The organism is Alcaligenes sp. SORT26, from assembly GCF_017377875.1.
Lineage (GTDB): Bacteria > Pseudomonadota > Gammaproteobacteria > Burkholderiales > Burkholderiaceae_B > Alcaligenes > Alcaligenes parafaecalis.
The window spans coordinates 3735261-3752529 of the sequence record NZ_CP070975.1; the positions used below are offsets into that span (position 1 = coordinate 3735261).

18 protein-coding genes are annotated in these 17269 nt (G+C 56.3%); 10 read left to right on the forward strand and 8 right to left on the reverse strand.

Features of this window, described 5'->3' with window-relative positions; translation table 11 throughout:
* Positions 1–20: 20 nt before the first annotated feature.
* From ybeY to miaB, 3 genes are read right to left on the reverse strand one after another with little or no spacing between them, the layout of a single operon-like run.
* Positions 21–497 (reverse strand): rRNA maturation RNase YbeY, encoded by a 477-nt coding sequence (gene ybeY / locus JYG33_RS17065; protein ID WP_207873332.1) that lies wholly within the window; start codon positions 495–497, stop codon positions 21–23.
* Entirely contained in the window at positions 490–1485 is a 996-nt protein-coding gene (locus tag JYG33_RS17070; RefSeq protein ID WP_207873333.1) for a PhoH family protein, read from the reverse strand. Before JYG33_RS17070 ends, ybeY begins: the two co-directional genes overlap by 8 nt.
* A gap of 3 nt (positions 1486–1488) precedes the next feature.
* Positions 1489–2889, reverse strand: a complete 1401-nt coding sequence (gene miaB / locus JYG33_RS17075) for a tRNA (N6-isopentenyl adenosine(37)-C2)-methylthiotransferase MiaB (RefSeq protein ID WP_207873334.1) — start codon at positions 2887–2889, stop codon at positions 1489–1491.
* A gap of 261 nt (positions 2890–3150) precedes the next feature.
* Between miaB and JYG33_RS17080 the strand changes: the two genes are divergently transcribed.
* Positions 3151–3372, forward strand: a complete 222-nt coding sequence (locus tag JYG33_RS17080) for a ParD-like family protein (RefSeq protein ID WP_153229165.1) — start codon at positions 3151–3153, stop codon at positions 3370–3372.
* Positions 3369–4136, forward strand: a complete 768-nt coding sequence (gene map, locus JYG33_RS17085) for a type I methionyl aminopeptidase (protein ID WP_207873335.1) — start codon at positions 3369–3371, stop codon at positions 4134–4136. The genes JYG33_RS17080 and map overlap by 4 nt, the downstream gene beginning before the upstream one ends.
* Before the next feature lie 595 nt (positions 4137–4731).
* Here the strand turns inward: map and secF are convergent.
* From secF to queA, 5 genes are all read right to left on the reverse strand, one after another.
* Positions 4732–5670 (reverse strand): protein translocase subunit SecF, encoded by a 939-nt coding sequence (secF, locus tag JYG33_RS17090; protein WP_207873336.1) that lies wholly within the window; start codon positions 5668–5670, stop codon positions 4732–4734.
* 52 nt (positions 5671–5722) lie between these two features.
* Positions 5723–7594 (reverse strand): protein translocase subunit SecD, encoded by a 1872-nt coding sequence (gene secD / locus JYG33_RS17095; RefSeq protein WP_207873337.1) that lies wholly within the window; start codon positions 7592–7594, stop codon positions 5723–5725.
* Between the two features lie 60 nt (positions 7595–7654).
* On the reverse strand, positions 7655–7996 hold the full coding sequence (yajC, locus tag JYG33_RS17100; RefSeq protein ID WP_207873338.1) for a preprotein translocase subunit YajC: 342 nt from the start codon (positions 7994–7996) through the stop codon (positions 7655–7657).
* Positions 7997–8085: 89 nt separating this feature from the next.
* Positions 8086–9222 (reverse strand): tRNA guanosine(34) transglycosylase Tgt, encoded by a 1137-nt coding sequence (tgt, locus tag JYG33_RS17105; protein WP_207873339.1) that lies wholly within the window; start codon positions 9220–9222, stop codon positions 8086–8088.
* Complete coding sequence (gene queA, locus JYG33_RS17110; RefSeq protein ID WP_207873340.1) at positions 9219–10283, reverse strand: tRNA preQ1(34) S-adenosylmethionine ribosyltransferase-isomerase QueA; 1065 nt, start codon at positions 10281–10283, stop codon at positions 9219–9221. The genes tgt and queA overlap by 4 nt, the downstream gene beginning before the upstream one ends.
* Before the next feature lie 158 nt (positions 10284–10441).
* Here queA and dacB point away from each other — a divergent pair, with 158 nt between their 5' ends.
* The 8 genes from dacB to JYG33_RS17150 all read left to right on the forward strand — a co-directional run bounded on the left by dacB (position 10442) and on the right by JYG33_RS17150 (position 17265).
* A complete protein-coding gene (gene dacB / locus JYG33_RS17115; protein WP_207873341.1) occupies positions 10442–11890 on the forward strand; it encodes a D-alanyl-D-alanine carboxypeptidase/D-alanyl-D-alanine-endopeptidase in 1449 nt (482 codons plus the stop codon).
* A 70-nt stretch (positions 11891–11960) separates the two neighbouring features.
* Positions 11961–12611, forward strand: a complete 651-nt coding sequence (upp, locus tag JYG33_RS17120) for a uracil phosphoribosyltransferase (RefSeq protein ID WP_207873342.1) — start codon at positions 11961–11963, stop codon at positions 12609–12611.
* Positions 12612–12713: 102 nt separating this feature from the next.
* A complete protein-coding gene (locus JYG33_RS17125; protein WP_207873343.1) occupies positions 12714–13430 on the forward strand; it encodes a hypothetical protein in 717 nt (238 codons plus the stop codon).
* Between the two features lie 67 nt (positions 13431–13497).
* Complete coding sequence (locus JYG33_RS17130; protein ID WP_207873344.1) at positions 13498–13815, forward strand: DUF883 family protein; 318 nt, start codon at positions 13498–13500, stop codon at positions 13813–13815.
* Between the two features lie 158 nt (positions 13816–13973).
* The gene (locus JYG33_RS17135; protein WP_207873345.1) at positions 13974–14363 is read left to right on the forward strand and encodes a phage holin family protein; all 390 of its coding nucleotides are present in this window, start codon (positions 13974–13976) and stop codon (positions 14361–14363) included.
* Positions 14360–14749, forward strand: a complete 390-nt coding sequence (locus JYG33_RS17140) for a hypothetical protein (protein WP_207873346.1) — start codon at positions 14360–14362, stop codon at positions 14747–14749. Before JYG33_RS17135 ends, JYG33_RS17140 begins: the two co-directional genes overlap by 4 nt.
* 160 nt (positions 14750–14909) lie before the next feature.
* Positions 14910–15788 (forward strand): LysR substrate-binding domain-containing protein, encoded by an 879-nt coding sequence (locus tag JYG33_RS17145; protein WP_207873347.1) that lies wholly within the window; start codon positions 14910–14912, stop codon positions 15786–15788.
* 253 nt (positions 15789–16041) lie between these two features.
* Positions 16042–17265, forward strand: a complete 1224-nt coding sequence (locus JYG33_RS17150) for an aromatic ring-hydroxylating dioxygenase subunit alpha (protein ID WP_207873348.1) — start codon at positions 16042–16044, stop codon at positions 17263–17265.
* Positions 17266–17269: the final 4 nt, after the last annotated feature.

Genomic DNA, 17269 nt, shown 5'->3' on the forward strand with positions numbered 1-17269 from the left:
GGCCCTGGCAAAGGGCAGGTTTACCGTTCCTGATAGGGATCGGGAATACGCAGGCTGGCCAGAATGGCAGTTTCCAGCGCTTCCATGTCCTGTGCTTCGTCTTCTTCGATGTGGTCATACCCCAAAGAATGCAGGCAGCCGTGAACAATCAGATGCGCGGCATGATGCAAAAAAGGCTTGCCCTGTTCCTGGGCTTCACGCTCCAGCACAGGCAGGCACAGCACGATATCGCCCTGGACGACGCCGTCTTCATCCTGGCCATATTCAAAGGTCAGGACGTTTGTTGCGTAGTCGCGCTCCCGGTAACTGAGGTTCAGGCTTTGGCCTTCCTCGGCATCTACAATGCGCAAGGTCGCGGCCAAGGCAGTGAAGCGGTCTTCGGGGTGAATACGTTCCACGGCCATATCAATGCTTCGCTGCATCCAGCGGCGAATGCGTGAACGGCTCAGTTCGGGGCAGGGAACAGCGTATTGAACGCTCAAGGATAAATCAGGCATCACCCGCGGCCTCGTAAGCGTCCACAATCCGCGCGACCAAGGGGTGGCGCACCACATCGCGGCTGCTGAAACGCGAGCAGGAAATGCCCTGCACGTTTTCCAGCACCTTGACCGCATGCGTCAAACCACTGCGCTGGCCCTTGGGCAAGTCCACCTGGGTGGGGTCGCCGGTAATCACGGCCTTGCTGCCAAAACCGATGCGGGTCAGGAACATTTTCATTTGCTCTGGTGTGGTGTTCTGGGCTTCGTCCAGAATCACAAAAGCATGGTTTAGCGTGCGGCCACGCATATAGGCCAGAGGCGCGATTTCGATAATCTGTTTTTCAAACAGGCGCTGCACTTTTTCTACACCCATCAGATCGTAGAGAGCGTCGTATAGCGGGCGCAGATACGGGTCTACCTTCTGGGCCAGATCGCCGGGCAAAAAGCCCAGGCGCTCGCCCGCCTCTACAGCAGGCCGAGTCAGAACCAGACGGTGGACAGATTCGCGCTCTAGCGCATCAATTGCGCAGGCTACCGCCAACCAGGTCTTGCCGGTGCCGGCCGGGCCTATGCCAAAGTTGATGTCATTAGCCAGAATATTGCGCAGGTAATCGCGCTGGCCGGGCGTACGGGGACGCAGATCGCGCTTGGCGGTGCGCAGACTGATGTCTTCCTGGCCAACCGGAGGGGGCTCGGGCAGGGGTTCAGCTTTCTTGGCGGGTTCGTGGCTGCGGCTGGCACCCAGTTCCACCAGACCCAGTTGAATATCGTCGATATTCAAGGACCGGTGTACGGCACGTGAATGAAACCAGTCAATCGCCTTGGCGGCCTCGTCCGCGCGCTCGCCTTCAATCGAAACATGACTGCCACGCCGACGCAGGGTGACGTTGTACGCCATGGCAATCTGCTTGATGTTTTCGTCCAGGGGGCCACACAGATTGGCCAGATGGGTATTGTCCCCGTCCAGGCGCAAAGCAGTGGGCATGCGGCGGCGTTGGCTAGTCATAGATCAGGCTCCTGCAACCCGGTCATGGGTCACGATTTCTCCGCGCAGAGTGTTGGTCAGTACTTGAGTCACATGCACATCCACAATTTGTCCGATCAGGCGAGGGTCGCCGGGGAAGTTGATGATGCGGTTGTTTTCGGTACGGCCTTTCAGTTCCGAATCGTCCTTGCGCGAGGTGCCCTCAACCAGAATGCGTTGCACGCTGCCGATCATGGCCTGGCTGATCGCCTGGGCCTGCTCGTTGATCTGAGCTTGCAGACGGTGCAGGCGGTCCAGCTTCTCTTCTTTGGTGGAGTTATCTTCCAGGTCGGCGGCCGGCGTGCCGGGGCGACGCGAATACACAAAAGAGAAAGACTGATCGAAATTCACATCACGAATCAGCTTCAGTGTCTTCTGGAAATCTTCTTCCGTTTCACCGGGGAAGCCAACAATAAAGTCCGAGGACAAGACGATGTCGGGACGCGCTTCGCGCAAGCGGCGCACGATGGATTTGAACTCCAGCGCAGTGTAGCCGCGTTTCATTGCAGACAGAATACGGTCGCTGCCAGCCTGTACGGGCAGGTGCAGGAAGGGCACCAGCTTGGGCAGATTGCCGTGGGCGGCGATCAGGCGCGAGGTCATTTCCTTGGGGTGCGAGGTGGTGTAGCGAATGCGCTCGATGCCAGGAATCTCGTGTACGTATTCCAGCAGCATGGCAAAGTCGGCAATCTCGCCCACGACGTCGGTAGGGCCACGGTAGGCGTTCACGTTCTGGCCCAGCAGCGTCACTTCACGCACACCCTGGTCGGCCAAGTCAGCCACTTCCATCAGCACATCGTCAAAAGGACGGGAGACTTCAGGACCACGGGTGTAGGGCACCACACAGAAGCTACAGTATTTGCTGCAGCCTTCCATGATGGACACAAAGGCCGAATAGCCTTCCACGCGTGCGGGGGGCAGAGCGTCGAACTTTTCGATTTCCGGAAAGCTGATATCCACTTGCGAGCGGCCACTGTTGCGGCGCTTGACGATCAGCTCGGGCAGGCGGTGCAAGGTCTGGGGGCCGAACACCACATCCACATAGGGTGCGCGACGAATAATGGTGTCGCCTTCCTGACTGGCCACACAGCCGCCCACGCCAATCACCAGATCGGGATTGAGCGCTTTCAGGTGCTGAACCCGACCCAGATCCGAAAACACCTTTTCTTGCGCTTTCTCGCGCACCGAACAGGTATTGAACAGGATGATGTCTGCTTCTTCGGGGTTGGTGGTCAACTCCACGGGACGATCCTGATTCAGGATGTCGGCCATTTTTTCGGAGTCGTACTCGTTCATCTGGCAGCCAAAGGTGCGAATGAAGAGCTTGCGGGCAGGCTTGGAGGCAGCGTCCGCGCTGACGGGGGTAGAGATTGTGGTGTCGGTCATAGAAGGAGCCGTGACGGGTGTATATCCCGCGGGCCATTGAAAATGATGAATCGAGCATTATAACGCCCAGCCTCCCATGAGCCACAAGCAAGCAGGGCTCATGGGGGAGGACTTGTTGCAGACAGGCCGCCCTTTGGATGAAGAGGACTGGAAACAGTCTCGCCAGGGTATCGGGCTGGATCGGATCTTCAGACAGGTTCTGCTTGCGTCCTGTTTTTGTGGATTATATGATTCGTATATGGATCATATAAGGATTGAGAAATGGGTATCGTGAATATTGATGACGAGCTGCACGACCAGCTACGCAAGGCGAGCACGGTTTCGTGTCGTTCCATCAATGCGCAGGCGGCTTTCTGGATACGTATGGGGCTGCTGTGCGAACTGAATCCGACCTTGAGCTTTAACGAAATTGTCGCCCGTGAAATGAAGGCGGCCGGTTTGGGTGAGCCTGCTGTGCCTCTGGATCAGACGGAGCCAGCATGATCAAGACGGCAGATGAACTTGCCTTGATGGCCGAGTCGGGGCGTTTGCTGGCCCAAGTGTTTACGCGTCTGGACCAATTGAACCTGATTGGCATGAACACCATGCAGATCAACGATCTGGTCGAAAGCTATATCGTCCAGGATCTGCAAGCCCGGCCTGCTAGTAAAGGGCAGTATGGCTATGCCTATGTTCTGAACTCCTCGCCCAATCAAGTGGTGTGCCACGGCATGCCATCCACTGCGGATGTGCTGAAAGAGGGCGATATCGTGAATTTCGATATCACTCTGGAGAAGAAAGGCTTTATTGCAGACTCTAGCAAAACCTACACGGTAGGGCAGGTGACTGCTGCTGCGCAAAAACTGGTCGATGCCTGCTATATGGCGATGTGGAAGGGCATACAGGCAGTACGCCCTGGCGCGACACTAGGAGACGTAGGGTTCGCCATTTCGCAGTACGCACGCAAGAACGGCTACTCGGTTGTTCGAGATTACTGCGGACACGGCATCGGGCGGGAAATGCACGAAGCACCCGAGGTGCTGCACTGGGGGACGCCGCGTACGGGCTTGCGACTGAAAGAGGGCATGACTTTCACGATTGAACCCATGCTGAATCAAGGCGGCCATGCGGTGCAAACGGGGAAAGACGGCTGGACCGTACGTACATGTGATGGTTTGCTGTCGGCACAGTTTGAGCACACGGTGGCTGTGACAGAAAGTGGTGTGCGCGTATTGACGCTGCGGCCGGATGAAACCATCCCGCATTAATTGAGTAGTCTGCCGCTATTTCGTTCCCCCCACTGTCGGTGTGTAGTGTCTTATCTGATCCTTGCTGCTTGTGATCTGAACATGACTGCGGCAAGTTATATCAGCCCACGGAAATGAGCTTCGCTGTAGACATCGCCGCGGTCGCTACAGTATTGAGGTTCCGCCATATCGCCATCGCAGTATCGCCCGCTGTATAGCCGTCGTACCGAAGTACTCCTTCAGATAAATATAGGGTGGCAGCAGTAAACCTCTTTTTGTTTTATTGAGGGCCGGGGCAGGTCGGCGGGCGAGTCAGGTTGTTCGCCGCGGGCGGAGGGTGGATGCGGGGTGCAAGGGTCGTGCTGTTTGAGGAGCACGCTTGCGGTTTGTCCGGGGGACAAACCGCGCTCCGAGTTCACGACCCGCCCGCATCTGGCCTCTGACAAGGGGACCCGTGCGCAGCACGGGCGAATAACCCGCCAAGCCGACCTGCCCCGGCCCTCAATAAAACAAACGCCTGCCACCCTATTCCCCGCATTCCAGCAGCCTCAGAAACAAAAAAGCCCGACATCACAACAATGTCGGGCTTTTCTTGAATAGCGACTAAAGAAGCAACTTAACCTTCTACAACCTCGCCGCCTTCATCCTTCTTGACAGGCTTGACCAGATCTTCACGTTTCACGCCCAACCACATGGAAATAGCGGCCGCCACGAACACGGAAGAGTAGATACCAAACCAGATACCGATGGTCAGCGCCAGCGAGAAGTTATGCAGGGTTGGGCCACCGAAGAAGAAAATCGACAGCACCATCATCTGGGTAGAACCGTGAGTGATGATGGTACGCGAGATGTTCTGGGTGATGGACAGGTCAATGATCTCGGATACCGACATCTTGCGCTGCTTGCGGAAGTTCTCACGGATACGGTCCATGACCACAACCGATTCGTTCACCGAGTAGCCCAGTACCGCCAGAACACCGGCCAGCACCGACAGCGAGAACTCCCACTGGAAGAAGGCGAAAAAGCCCAGAATGATGACCACGTCGTGCAAGTTGGCAATGGCACACGCCAGCGCCAGCTTCCATTCAAAGCGGAAGCCCAGGTACAGCAAGATACCCGCGACCACAAAGGCCAGGGCCATCAGGCCGTTATGCAATAGCTCCTGCCCGACTTGAGGGCCAACAAACTCCACACGGCGCAGTTCCACGTCCGAGTGCTGCTGTTTCAAGGCCTGGATAACTTGCTCGCTTTGCTGAGTCGAGTCCTGACCGTCCAGCACGGGCAGACGGATCATGATGTCTTGAGAAGTACCGAAGTTCTGAACCTGAAAATCGCTATAGCCCAGCGATTGAATCGAACCGCGTACATCCTCGACTTGCACCGTTTGCTGATAGTGCACTTCCATGACCGTACCACCGGTAAATTCGATGGACAGATGAAAGCCGCGCAAGATAATGAAAACAACCGCTGCGATAAACGTCAGAAAACTGATCAGGTTCAGCACCAACGCATGGCGCATGAACGGGATAGTGCGGTGAATACGAAAAAATTCCATGATGCTTTATGCCTGTAGTTGGGCCTGGCCGGTTCGCACCGGCCTTGGCGCTTTACTTCTTGTCCTGTGGCTTCCAGACCTGGCCGATCGAAATTCCCTGCAGGCGACGACGGTTGCCATACCAGAGATTGACCAGGGCACGAACCCCAACCACCGAAGAGAACATGGAGGTCAGAATACCGATCACGTGTACCACCGCAAAACCACGGATGGGACCGGAACCGAAGGCCAGCAAAGCAACACCCACAATCAGACTGGTCAAGTTGGAGTCGAAAATGGTGGCCCAGGCGCGATCAAAACCCAGGTGAATGGCTTGCTGCGGTGAAGCACCATTGCGTAGCTCTTCACGGATACGCTCGTTGATCAGCACGTTGGCGTCAATGGCCATACCCAGGGTCAGCGCAATCGCCGCAATACCGGGCAAGGTCAAGGTTGCCTGCAGCATGGACAGTACGGCCAGCAGCAAGAGCACGTTGAAGGTCAGGCCAATGGTGGAGAACAGGCCAATCAGGTGGTAGTACAGCATGATGAAGATGGCGATCGCAATAAAGCCGTACAGCGTGGCGTTAAAGCCCTGGCGAATATTGTCGGCACCCAGGCTTGGGCCAATGGTGCGCTCTTCGATAATGCTCATGGGGGCGGCCAGCGAACCGGCACGCAACAGCAGGGAAATATCGGCGGCTTCCTGAGCATTCATGCTGCCGCTGATCTGTACCTGGCCGTTAGGAATTTCGCTGCGGATTACCGGAGCCGTCACCACTTCACCCACGCCGTTTTCAAACAGCACAATGGCCATGCGCTTGTTGATGTTGTTGCGGGTAATGTCGCGGAAAATGCGCGAGCCCTTGTTGTCCAGCGTCAGGTTGACGGTGGGCTGCTGGGTTTGCGAATCACGACCGGGCTGGGCATCTTGCAGGTTTTCACCCGTCAGGATGACCTGACGGCGCAGCAGCAAAGGAGCACCGCCACGTTCGGTGTAACGCTCCAGACCAAAGGGCACGGTGCCCGAGTTCAGAGCGGCAACAGCAGCAGGGGAGTCTTCCACCATGCGCAGTTCCAGCGTGGCGGTACGGCCCAGAATTTCCTTGGCCTTGGCCACATCCTGCACACCGGGCAACTGCACCACGATACGGTCTGACCCTTGCTGTTGAATCACAGGCTCGGCTACGCCCAGCTCGTTGATTCGGTTATGCAAGGTGGTGATGTTTTGTTTAAGCGCGTTGGACTGTACCTGAATGGTGGCTGCTTCCGTCAAACGAGCGCTCAAACCGTTGTCGCCGACAGGAGTGAAGGCCAGATCAGGCATGGCGCGGCGCATTTCGGATTGAGCGCTGTCGCGTTCGTCTGCCGACGCAAAGCTCATGCGCAGAGAGTGACCATCACGCTCGATGTTGCCAACGGGCACTTTGGCCTCGCGCAGCACGCTGCGGGCATCAGCCACCATGGAGTCGTAGCGGGCTTGAAGTGCGCCCTGCATGTCCACTTGCAGCAGGAAGTGCACGCCACCGCGCAAGTCCAGACCCAGGTGCATGGGGTGGGCGCCCAGTGCGGTCAGCCAGGCAGGCGACGCGGACACCAGGTTCAGCGCGACGGTGTAGTCGGGAGCGGCTGCGGTGGAGTCCTTGTTCAGTTCACGCTCGATCAGGTCTTTGGCCTTGAGCTGAACATCGGTGGACTCAAAACGAAAACGCGCGGTGGCGCTGGGTCCGTTTTGCTCAAAATATGAGCCCGTCGTAGGAATATTGTTTTTCTTGAGCAGCTCTTCAACATGGCTGATCAGGTTGGTTTCAAGCCGGACCGTGGATTTGGCGCTGGAAACCTGCACAGCAGGAGACTCACCAAACAGATTGGGCAAGGTATAGATCAGGCCGATCGCCAGCGCGACCAAGACGATGACATATTTCCAGAGGGGATAACGATTCATGGGATATCTACGACGGGTGCAGAAATGGCAACCCCGGACCGAGGTCCGGGGTCGGAGGCATTACAGCGACTTGATGGTGCCTTTAGGCAGAACAGTCGTAACGGCCACGCGTTGGACCAGAACTTCGACCGGCTTGTCGGTCAGGTTGGCCACTTCAACGGTCAGGTAGTTGTCGTGAACTTTGCTGACTTTGCCCAGCAGGCCGCCGGAAGTGATGATTTCGTCGCCTTTGGCCAGGTTGGACACCAGATTGCGGTGCTCTTTCTGACGCTTCATCTGAGGGCGAATCATCAGGAAGTACAGCACAACGAACATCAAGATGATGGGCAGCATGCCCATCAAGGCATTTTCGCCGCCAGCAGCCTGGGCGGGGATGAGAGTCAGAATGTCAACAGCGGACATGTGGGGCTCCTGAGGATTTTTTTGTGTGGGTTGTCAAAAACTAACGGTGTATTGTAGCGGCACTTTATTGCGGTATCACAAACCGCGTGTTATTCAATGCCACGCGCTCGGTCCTGGTGGAATTGTTCGCGCCAGGCGGAAAAACGCTTTTGCTCGATGGCATCACGCATCTCCTGCATGATCTGCAGATAAAAATGCAGGTTATGCAAGGTATTCAAACGCGAGCCGGTAATTTCATTGGAACGCTGCAAATGATGCAAGTAGCCACGCGAGAAATGCTGACAAGTATGGCAAGTGCAGCTTGGGTCCAGCGGGCGTGTGTCGTCACGGTAGCGGGCATTGCGAATCTTGATGTCGCCGTAGCGCGTAAACAGCCAGCCATTGCGGGCGTTGCGGGTGGGCATCACGCAGTCAAACATGTCCACGCCCTGGCTCACGCCTTCCACCAGATCTTCCGGTGTGCCTACCCCCATTAGATAGCGAGGGGCGTTGGTGGGCAGTTTGGGTGTGGTGTGCGCCAGAATGCGCATCATGTCTTCTTTGGGTTCGCCTACGGACAGGCCGCCAATGGCATAGCCTTCAAAGCCGATATCCGTCAGACCGGCCAGGGATTCGTCGCGCAGGTCTTCATACATGCCACCTTGCACAATGCCGAACAGGGCATTGGGGTTGGCCAGCTTTTTGAATTCCTCACGCGAGCGGCGGGCCCAGCGCAGAGACATGCGCATGGATTTGGCCGCTTCATCATGCGTGGCGGGGCGGTCGTCAATCAGGTAGGGCGTGCATTCGTCGAACACCATGGAAATGTCGGAGTTCAGGGAATACTGGATTTGCATGGACACTTCAGGGGTCAGGAACAGGCGCTCGCCGGTGATGGGGGAGGCAAATTTCACCCCTTCTTCGGTAATCTTGCGCATGCCTTTCAGGCTGAAGACCTGAAAACCGCCCGAGTCCGTCAGGATGGGTTTGTCCCACTGCATGAAGTTATGCAGGCCCTTGTACTTGTCCATGACCTCCGTGCCTGGGCGCAGCCACAGGTGGAAGGTATTGCCCAGAATGATCTGCGACCCAATATCTTTCAACTCGTGCGGCATCATGGCTTTGACGCTGCCATAGGTGCCTACCGGCATGAAGATGGGGGTTTGCACCACACCGTGGTTCAGGGTGATCTGGCCACGGCGAGCGGCGCCATCGGTGCTTAAAAGGTCAAACTTCAGTCCACTCATGGGTTAAGGGGCTCAATGAACATAGCATCGCCGTAACTAAAGAAGCGATACCGGGATTGGACGGCGTGCTGGTAGGCACGTTGTATGGGTTCGATCCCCGCCAAGGCCGATACCAGCATCAGCAAGGTGGACTGGGGCAGATGGAAATTGGTGATCAGCGCGTCAACAGACTGGTACTGGTAGCCGGGAGTAATGAACAGGCGCGTATCGCCTTCAATACTGCCATCGGCGCAGCGCTGGTTCATGCCGGGCTCTTTGCTGGCGGCTGATTCCAGCGAACGTACGCTGGTGGTGCCCACGGCAATGACGCGGCCACCGGCAGCGCGGGTGGCTTCGATCTTGGCCAGGGTGGCTGCGGGCACATGGTAGCGCTCGGCATGCATCACATGTTCGCTGATCGTATCGACACGTACGGGCTGGAAGGTGCCCGCACCGACGTGCAGGGTTACAAAAGCCTGGTCAACGCCTTGTTCGCGCAGGGTGGCCAGCATCTCATCGGTAAAGTGCAGGCCAGCCGTTGGGGCGGCCACGGCACCGGGATGACGGGCGTAGACAGTCTGGTAACGCGATTCGTCTTCTTCACCGGCGGTGTGGGTAATGTAGGGCGGCAGGGGCGTTGCGCCGTACTGCTCCAGCATGTCCAGCACGGGTTCGTGAAAGCGCAGCGCAAACAGGGCGTCTTCGCGTCCCGTGCAATCGGCTAGCACACGGCCTTCGGCCAGTTCCAGCAAGGTGCCCGGTTTGGGGGACTTGCTGGCACGAATATGGGCCAGGGCCGTATCGGGGCCGGTGACGCGCTCGATCAGCACTTCTACCTTGCCGCCGCTGCTTTTCTGGCCCTGCAGGCGGGCTTTGATGACACGCGTGTCGTTAAAGACCAGCAGGTCACCCTTGCGCAGCAGGCTGGGCAGGTCGGTGAACTGGCGATCATGTAATTGGCTGGTACCGTCCAGATGCAGCAAACGGCTGCCCTGGCGCTGGGCCGGGGGGCTTTGAGCGATCAGATCAGGGGGAAGCTCGTAGTCGAACTGGGCGATAGTTAAAGAGGGGTCGATGCTCATGGTTTGTCGTAAAGGGCCGCTGGCCAGAAGGCCGGGCCTGATGGGGTAACCGACTATTTTAACGCTTTGCCGCCAGATTGCTGAAACGGCCATATCCTCGGTGTTTTTCTTTCGGTATGCTTGGGTCTTTCCTGAATTGATCTGTTGGAGACGAGGGCATGGGCGTTTTAAAGGCAAAGCCTGTTTTGAGTCGTTGCAAGCATGTGGCCCTGGCCACCTTGCTCATGGTGCAAGGCGCATCACTAGCCCTGGCCCAGGCCTTGCCGCCCGAGTTGGCTTCGGTGTGGAATGCCAGCCGCCTGCCGCAATCGGCGCTGTCCATTGTGGTGGACGAGGCGGATGGCCCGCGCCTGATCGGTGTCAATCCCCAGGAGCCCCGCAATCCCGCATCGGTCATGAAGCTGGTCAGTACTTGGGCTGGTTTGTCCGCCCTGGGGCCAGAATATACCTGGCGCACCACCTTGATGGCCCAGGATGGCCTGCAGGTGGACGAACAAGGCACTTTGAAAGGGCCTTTATATATCAAGGCCGGGGGCGATCCGTTTCTGACTGTGCCGCAGTTGTGGGACATGTTGCGCGAGCTCCGCTTGCGTGGGGTGAAGAATCTGACCGAAGTTGTTGTGGATCGTTCCATCTTCGGTAATGTCACCATTAATCCAGGCGATTTTGATAACGCGGGTGACCGCCCCTACAACGCCAGCCCGGACGCCATGATGGTAGGTTTGGGCGCATCCCGTCTGGTGTTTCAGCCTGATACACAAGCGCGCAAATGGATTGCGATTATCGACCCGCCTTTGCCCGGCGTACGCGTTCAGGGTGAAGTGGAGTGGTCCACGGCTACATGCCCTGGCTCGCCCGTTGTAGGCACGCAGATTCAGCCTGAAGCCGGTGGCATGGTGGTGCGAGTCAGTGGCAAGGCGGCAGCGTCTTGTGGAGAGTTCAGTGTTTACCGCCTGGTGCATTCCCAAACCGAATTTTTCGACAAACTGTTCCGTGGCCTGTGGCGTGATCTGGGCGGCACTTTGGCGCGAGACATCAAGACAGGCCGCGTGCCTGCCCGTGCCCAGGCCATTACCTGGCACGATTCGCAATCCCTGTCTGATTTGATCCGCCTTATTAATAAGCAAAGCAATAACGTGATGGCACGGACCATCTTGCTGACGGTGGGGGCAGAAATGAATGGCCCCGGTGCCACGGTGGCCACGGGCGAACGTGCGGTGATGAATATTCTGGGCCGTCAGGGTGTGAATACCGCAGGCTGGACTGTGGATAACGGTTCGGGCCTGTCCCGCAATGCACGAGTTACTGCAGGCGGCATGGCCGACATGCTGAAAGTTGCCTGGCGCTCCAACTGGATGCCTGAGTACATTTCTTCCTTTGCAATCTCCGGCGTGGATGGCACCGTGCGTTCGCGCTTGCGTGACGACGAGGTGCAGGGCCGCGCCCACCTGAAAACCGGCACCCTGCGCGATAGTCGTGCACTGGCCGGTTACGTGCTGGGAGCCAGCGGAAAGCGGTATATTGTCGTCATGATGGTCAATGACGAACGTTCTGCCTCTGCCCGACCCTTTTTTGATGCTGTGGTGAAGTGGTTGGCAGTACGTTAACGATCACGATAGTGCGGGCCGCTTTGGGGTGGTCCTGTTTTTAGTTTGTCCCTAATTTGATGAAGCAATCATGCCCATACACGAAATACGCCACCCTTTGATCCGCCACAAACTGGGCTTGATGCGCAAGGCAGATCTCAGCACCAAGAATTTCCGCGAGATGTCCCAGGAAATTGCCTCTTTGCTGACCTACGAGGCGTGCAAGGATCTGCCCCTGGAACCCACCACCATTTCGGGCTGGTGTGGTGATGTGGAAGTGGAGAAGCTGGCTGGCAAGAAAGTGACGGTCGTTCCTATCTTGCGTGCTGGTATTGGCATGCTGGACGGTGTGTTGAGCCTGATCCCGGGTGCCAAGGTCAGCGTGATCGGTATCGCCCGTAACGAAGAAACCTTTGAGGCCCAGACCTATCTGGAGCGTCTGGTGGGTGAACTGGACCAGCGTCTGGCCCTGATTATCGACCCTATGCTGGCAACCGGTGGTTCCATGGTCGCCACAATTGATCTGCTGAAAAAAGCGGGCTGCAAAAATATTCGTGCTCTGGTGCTGGTGGCGGCTCCTGAAGGCATCGCCACTCTTGAAAAGCACCACCCTGATGTCCATATCTATACCGCGTCCATTGATCAGCACCTGGACGAACATGGTTATATCGTGCCTGGTCTGGGCGACGCCGGTGACCGTATTTTTGGTACACGCCAGAAAGTTCAGGACGGCGATATTTAAGCCCAGAACTTGTTGTGCTTTTTTACAATCCCTTGCCAGTACACCAGAGGGGATAGGCATAATAAAGAGTCAAACCTAAGTTTCACTGAAACCAGGATGTACATGAAACTGAATGCTTGGATGTTTGCACCGCTGTTTGTCATGATGGGCCTGAGCTCGGCTCAGGCCGGTTTGTGTGACGTGCCGTTTATGCGGGACGGCGGGCAAGTACAACTGACGGGCTCGGGTTTTCTGGCCATGGGCGCGGATCTGGCTTTCTCCGACGTGAAAAAGCAGGGCGGCGACCAATGTCAGGCTCGCGTGCAGGGCAAGGCTAGTGTGGCTCTGGCAGGTTTGCCTGCCAGCAAGCCCAATATCGATTACGTGATGACCGTGCGTGATGGTCGCACCCGTTTTCAGCGTGATGATGGCCGTGGTGGTCTGGAAGCCGTGCAAGGCTCTTTTGACCTGCGCCTGTTAGGTCTGTTTTCTTATGAGCATGGCGGATTGCAGGAAGGTCAGACCTTTCCTCGCCAGGATTTTCAGGTAAATCTGGACAAGCGGTCGGCATCCAATGTCTTGCGTATCCATACGGGTGCCAAGACGGTAGGAGCCCAGCAAACCGTGCAGACGGCCTTAGGCAACTATCAATGTTGGCCTATTCGCTATCAGCGCGAGATCGAGCCTACCCAGGCTAGTTTCAGCGGCATCAGCTTGCCGATTCCGGGCATTAATTCCCAGGTTACCGACTGGTACTGCCCGGATGTGCAGATGGTCATGAAACAGGAAAGTATTCAGAACGGTGTTCCATCCACGGTGGATGTGACGCAACTGAAGTAAACCAGTGATCAATTCACTTGGCGATACGTATTTGTCGCGTGTCCCTTTCAACTGCAAGGAGTTATATATGGCTACCAAGAAAAGTGTGGAAAACAGCGGAGACAAATTCATCGAAGAGGTGAAAGCAAGCCTGGATGAGGCCGAACAATTGATGCGTGAAGCAGCCGAAGCCACGGGCGACAAAGCCGGTGAGCTGCGTGAGAAAGCTTTGCGCTCATTGCGCCTGACCCGGGATTCCTTGCACGACGCCCAGGAAGCGGTGGTTGAACACAGCGTGCGTGCTGCCAAAGCCACCGATAACTATGTCCACGACAAACCCTGGCAAGCCATTGGTGTCGCCGGTGTTGTGGGCCTGATGTTCGGCATGCTGATCAGCCGTCGTTAATCTGTCTTTGCTCTGCGCTGCTGGCCCTGTCCGGGGCTGCAGCAGCAAAAAAAGTAGCTCTGCCGATCTGGGCCTCGTGTTTCAGGTCGGCAGCCTTTTAGACCTTAGGCACTTGTCCTTGCTGTTCATGACAGGATGCCGCAGAGCAGGGATACATCATGGCGCTTAGGCAAACGATCAGTCAGCTAGGTTCGACCTTGATAGGGGCTGTCAGTACGCGCCTGGAGCTGTTTGCTCTGGAAGCTGGTCAGCAAAAGGCGAGCCTGATTACCATCTTCAGCATGGTGTTCGGCGCACTGCTGTTCTCCACACTGGCCGTGCTGGTGTTCAGCTTGTTGCTGGCTTTGTACTTTTGGCCTACCGATTACCGTTATTGGGCTCTTGGGGTACTGGTTGTCCTGTACGCAGGTTTGGGAATAGGTTTGTTCCTGGCCGTACGTCGACGCCTGACCACCGGTCCGATTCCTTTTTCAGCCACCTTGTCCGAGCTGCGTCGCGATGTCGCGTTTATTGAGCGCTTGAGGGATTCCGAGGGAGACGGGAAATGAGCACTAAGCAAGAGAGCATGTCCGCCCAGGAGCGGGCCGTGCGTATCGAATTGCTGCGAGTCCGCGCCTCCCTGGAGAGGCAGACCATGTCGTCCCAGATTCATTCCCTGGGCGATGACTTGAGTCCTGGCAATTTGTGGAACAGCGTCAAACCCTCTGGCTTGAGCATGGGCGGTGTGGTGACCAGTGCCTTGTCCTTGTCGCGTCGTTATCCGTTTTTGCTGTCGGGTGCGTCGGCTGTGTTGAGCAGTTTTGGCGGTCGATGGATGCGAATCGGGGCCTTGGCCCTGGGGGCGTGGAAGCTGTTTGACTCGGCCAAGTCGTCTCGGGAAAAAGCGCGTAGTGTGCTGGTTCCGGTGCGGCGCAAGACCGATACGGAAGAGTAAGCCTGCATGTATTTTGAAAAACCGGCCCAGGCCGGTTTTTTTTATGCCCATCAAGCAGTCCGTATTCTGCCTGACTGGTTTTTGAGGTCGACAGGGCTTATGCTCCCGATAATAAATAATTCCAAATCAAAGCGACCATCATCAGGAGACATAGCCCGTCATGCAGGTGCCATTACTGAATGCCTTAAGAACCTTTACGGTGTCCGCACAAAGGTTGAACTTCACCAAGGCGGCAGAAGATCTGCTGGTCTCTCCTTCGGCGGTGAGTCACCAGGTCAAGGTTCTGGAAGAGTACCTGGGCTGCAAGCTGTTTTTGCGTAAAAACCGCTCTTTGGAGCTGACGGACAAGGGCCAGTTCCTGTTTGATCGCCTGCAACGCCCGTTTTATGAAATCAACCAGGCCTTGAGCGAATTGCGTATGCCGCATGGTAAAAGCCGTATCAATCTATCCCTGCGGCCTTTCGTATCCAGCATGTGGTTTACGGGGCAGTTGGGTGATTTCTGGTTGAAACACCCGGATATTGAAATTAATTTGCTGCACCGCCTGCAAGCACCGGATTTTTTCAGAGACAACATCAACTTTGCAATTGTCTGGGGCAAGCAGGATGATTGGCCGCAGTTACAGACCTTGCGCATTATTCCGGGCAATCTGACGCCCGTGTGTGCGCCGTCTTATTTGCAGGCTCATGGCAAGATCGAATCCGCTGCCGACTTGAACCAGCATGTGCTGATCCATGAAGAAAATCAGTTGTGCTGGGAGCAATGGTTGCGCAAGGCGGCGGGGCAGGATTTGACGGCCAGGAAGGGTTTTCATATTGATGACACGAATGTGCGCATGAACGCCGTTCTGAATGGGCAAGGCGTGATGCTGGGCTGTCCGGCGCTGTTGCGGCCCATGATCGAGAAGGGGGATATTGTTCAGCTCTTTGACGTGTATCTGGATGAATATGCCTATTTCCTGGCTTATCCCAAAGAAGCCAATATCAGCAGTCAGGAGCAGGAGTTCATTGACTGGGTGGCCTCTATCGCCATTCCTTGAGCTGCATCTGACTATGCTTCTTCGGTCGCAGCAGTAGCTGGCAGGAGCAGTAGCACTAGCAATCACAGTCACTATCGCCTTGAGAGCCTGCCCATCAGCAGGCTTTTTTGCGTCTGCTGCCAGCCAGCCTCAAAAAAAACTCATCGTTCCGTCAAATTTGCTCAATTTTCAAGCCTCGTTCCCTGTCGCATGATTGGCCTGACCTAATAACAAGCCATTCAGGGTGCTCTTGCAGACCCGAGGAGATATCGAGATGAATAAAGCCCTACGCTCACCGATCGCAATTGAGGAGTTCGATCGAAGCTACTTTCAGCAGGAAACGGATGAAGTCTATGCCTTGCCGCCCGAGTGCTTCAACTCGGAAGACTTCTTTGAGTTCGAGCTGAACGCGGTATGGAAGAAGCAATGGTTCTGTGTGGGCCGCGCCACTGATATTCCCAATGCAGGTGACTTCTTCACCTTTGATGTGGGTAATGACGCGCTATTTGCCATTCGCACCCGTGAAGGCGGCATTAATGTGCTGTCCAACGTGTGCCGCCACCGCAATATGCTTTTGCTGGAAGGCACGGGCAATGTGCGCCGCATTAGCTGTCCTTTGCACGCCTGGGTCTACAACATGGAAGGCGAGCTGGTGTCCGCCCCTGGCCTGACTGATACCGGTGCCAGCTTTGATCCGAAAAGTGTCTGTCTGCCCAAGATCCGTACCGAGGTCTGGGAAGGCTTCATTTTCATCAACTACGACGCTTTGGCTCCTGCCCTGCATACCCGCCTGGAAAACCTGGGCAAGCAGTTGGCAAATTACCGCATGTCAGAACTGAAGTCTTCCGAGCCCTTGAAGATGGAGAGTTTTGACTGGAACTGGAAGATCTTTAACGACGAGTGCTACCACTGCAGCTTTCTGCATGCTTCCTCCTGGGGCGGTATGTACGAAACCAATCCCGACCGCGTGGATGAAGGCGCAGTCTTTAACGATGTCTCTAATGGCATCGTGTCCTACAACCTGATCTCCACGCACATCGATGCGGCCCCTACCCATACCGGTTCGGTTCTGCAGCCGCCCATGGGCTCGTTGACCGATCAGGAGCGTACCCAACTGTCCTACGTGACGGTGGCGCCAAACCTGCTGCTGGTGGCCATGCCCGACAAGGTGAAGTACTTCATGTGGCTGCCCAAAAGCGCCAAGCAATCGACCTATGGCGTGTCCTGGATGTACCCGCAATCCACGCTGGAGCGCGAGGATCACAAAGAGAAATTCGACCAGGAACACGATGATCTGTACCCGGTCATGATCGAGGATCTGTTTGCATGGCGTCGTTCGCACATGGGCATGCAGTCCAATTTTGCCTCCCGTGGTCGTTTGACCAACGAGGAACTGGTCATCAAGCGTTTGCAGAACTGGCTGATTGATCTGTACCGCGCAGAAGACAGCCGGGCAGACGAGCAGAGCCGGGTCCTGCCGATCCGAGCGATTGCCTAAGGGA

What these genes read in the sequence shown, in the direction of transcription:
- ybeY (WP_207873332.1), bottom strand. Translation starts at nt 497, where the DNA reads ATGCCTGATTTATCCTTGAGCGTTCAATACGCTGTTCCCTGCCCCGAA.
- JYG33_RS17070 (WP_207873333.1), bottom strand. Translation starts at nt 1,485, where the DNA reads ATGACTAGCCAACGCCGCCGCATGCCCACTGCTTTGCGCCTGGACGGG.
- miaB (WP_207873334.1), bottom strand. Translation starts at nt 2,889, where the DNA reads ATGACCGACACCACAATCTCTACCCCCGTCAGCGCGGACGCTGCCTCC.
- JYG33_RS17080 (WP_153229165.1), top strand. Translation starts at nt 3,151, where the DNA reads ATGGGTATCGTGAATATTGATGACGAGCTGCACGACCAGCTACGCAAG.
- map (WP_207873335.1), top strand. Translation starts at nt 3,369, where the DNA reads ATGATCAAGACGGCAGATGAACTTGCCTTGATGGCCGAGTCGGGGCGT.
- secF (WP_207873336.1), bottom strand. Translation starts at nt 5,670, where the DNA reads ATGGAATTTTTTCGTATTCACCGCACTATCCCGTTCATGCGCCATGCG.
- secD (WP_207873337.1), bottom strand. Translation starts at nt 7,594, where the DNA reads ATGAATCGTTATCCCCTCTGGAAATATGTCATCGTCTTGGTCGCGCTG.
- yajC (WP_207873338.1), bottom strand. Translation starts at nt 7,996, where the DNA reads ATGTCCGCTGTTGACATTCTGACTCTCATCCCCGCCCAGGCTGCTGGC.
- tgt (WP_207873339.1), bottom strand. Translation starts at nt 9,222, where the DNA reads ATGAGTGGACTGAAGTTTGACCTTTTAAGCACCGATGGCGCCGCTCGC.
- queA (WP_207873340.1), bottom strand. Translation starts at nt 10,283, where the DNA reads ATGAGCATCGACCCCTCTTTAACTATCGCCCAGTTCGACTACGAGCTT.
- dacB (WP_207873341.1), top strand. Translation starts at nt 10,442, where the DNA reads ATGGGCGTTTTAAAGGCAAAGCCTGTTTTGAGTCGTTGCAAGCATGTG.
- upp (WP_207873342.1), top strand. Translation starts at nt 11,961, where the DNA reads ATGCCCATACACGAAATACGCCACCCTTTGATCCGCCACAAACTGGGC.
- JYG33_RS17125 (WP_207873343.1), top strand. Translation starts at nt 12,714, where the DNA reads ATGAAACTGAATGCTTGGATGTTTGCACCGCTGTTTGTCATGATGGGC.
- JYG33_RS17130 (WP_207873344.1), top strand. Translation starts at nt 13,498, where the DNA reads ATGGCTACCAAGAAAAGTGTGGAAAACAGCGGAGACAAATTCATCGAA.
- JYG33_RS17135 (WP_207873345.1), top strand. Translation starts at nt 13,974, where the DNA reads ATGGCGCTTAGGCAAACGATCAGTCAGCTAGGTTCGACCTTGATAGGG.
- JYG33_RS17140 (WP_207873346.1), top strand. Translation starts at nt 14,360, where the DNA reads ATGAGCACTAAGCAAGAGAGCATGTCCGCCCAGGAGCGGGCCGTGCGT.
- JYG33_RS17145 (WP_207873347.1), top strand. Translation starts at nt 14,910, where the DNA reads ATGCAGGTGCCATTACTGAATGCCTTAAGAACCTTTACGGTGTCCGCA.
- JYG33_RS17150 (WP_207873348.1), top strand. Translation starts at nt 16,042, where the DNA reads ATGAATAAAGCCCTACGCTCACCGATCGCAATTGAGGAGTTCGATCGA.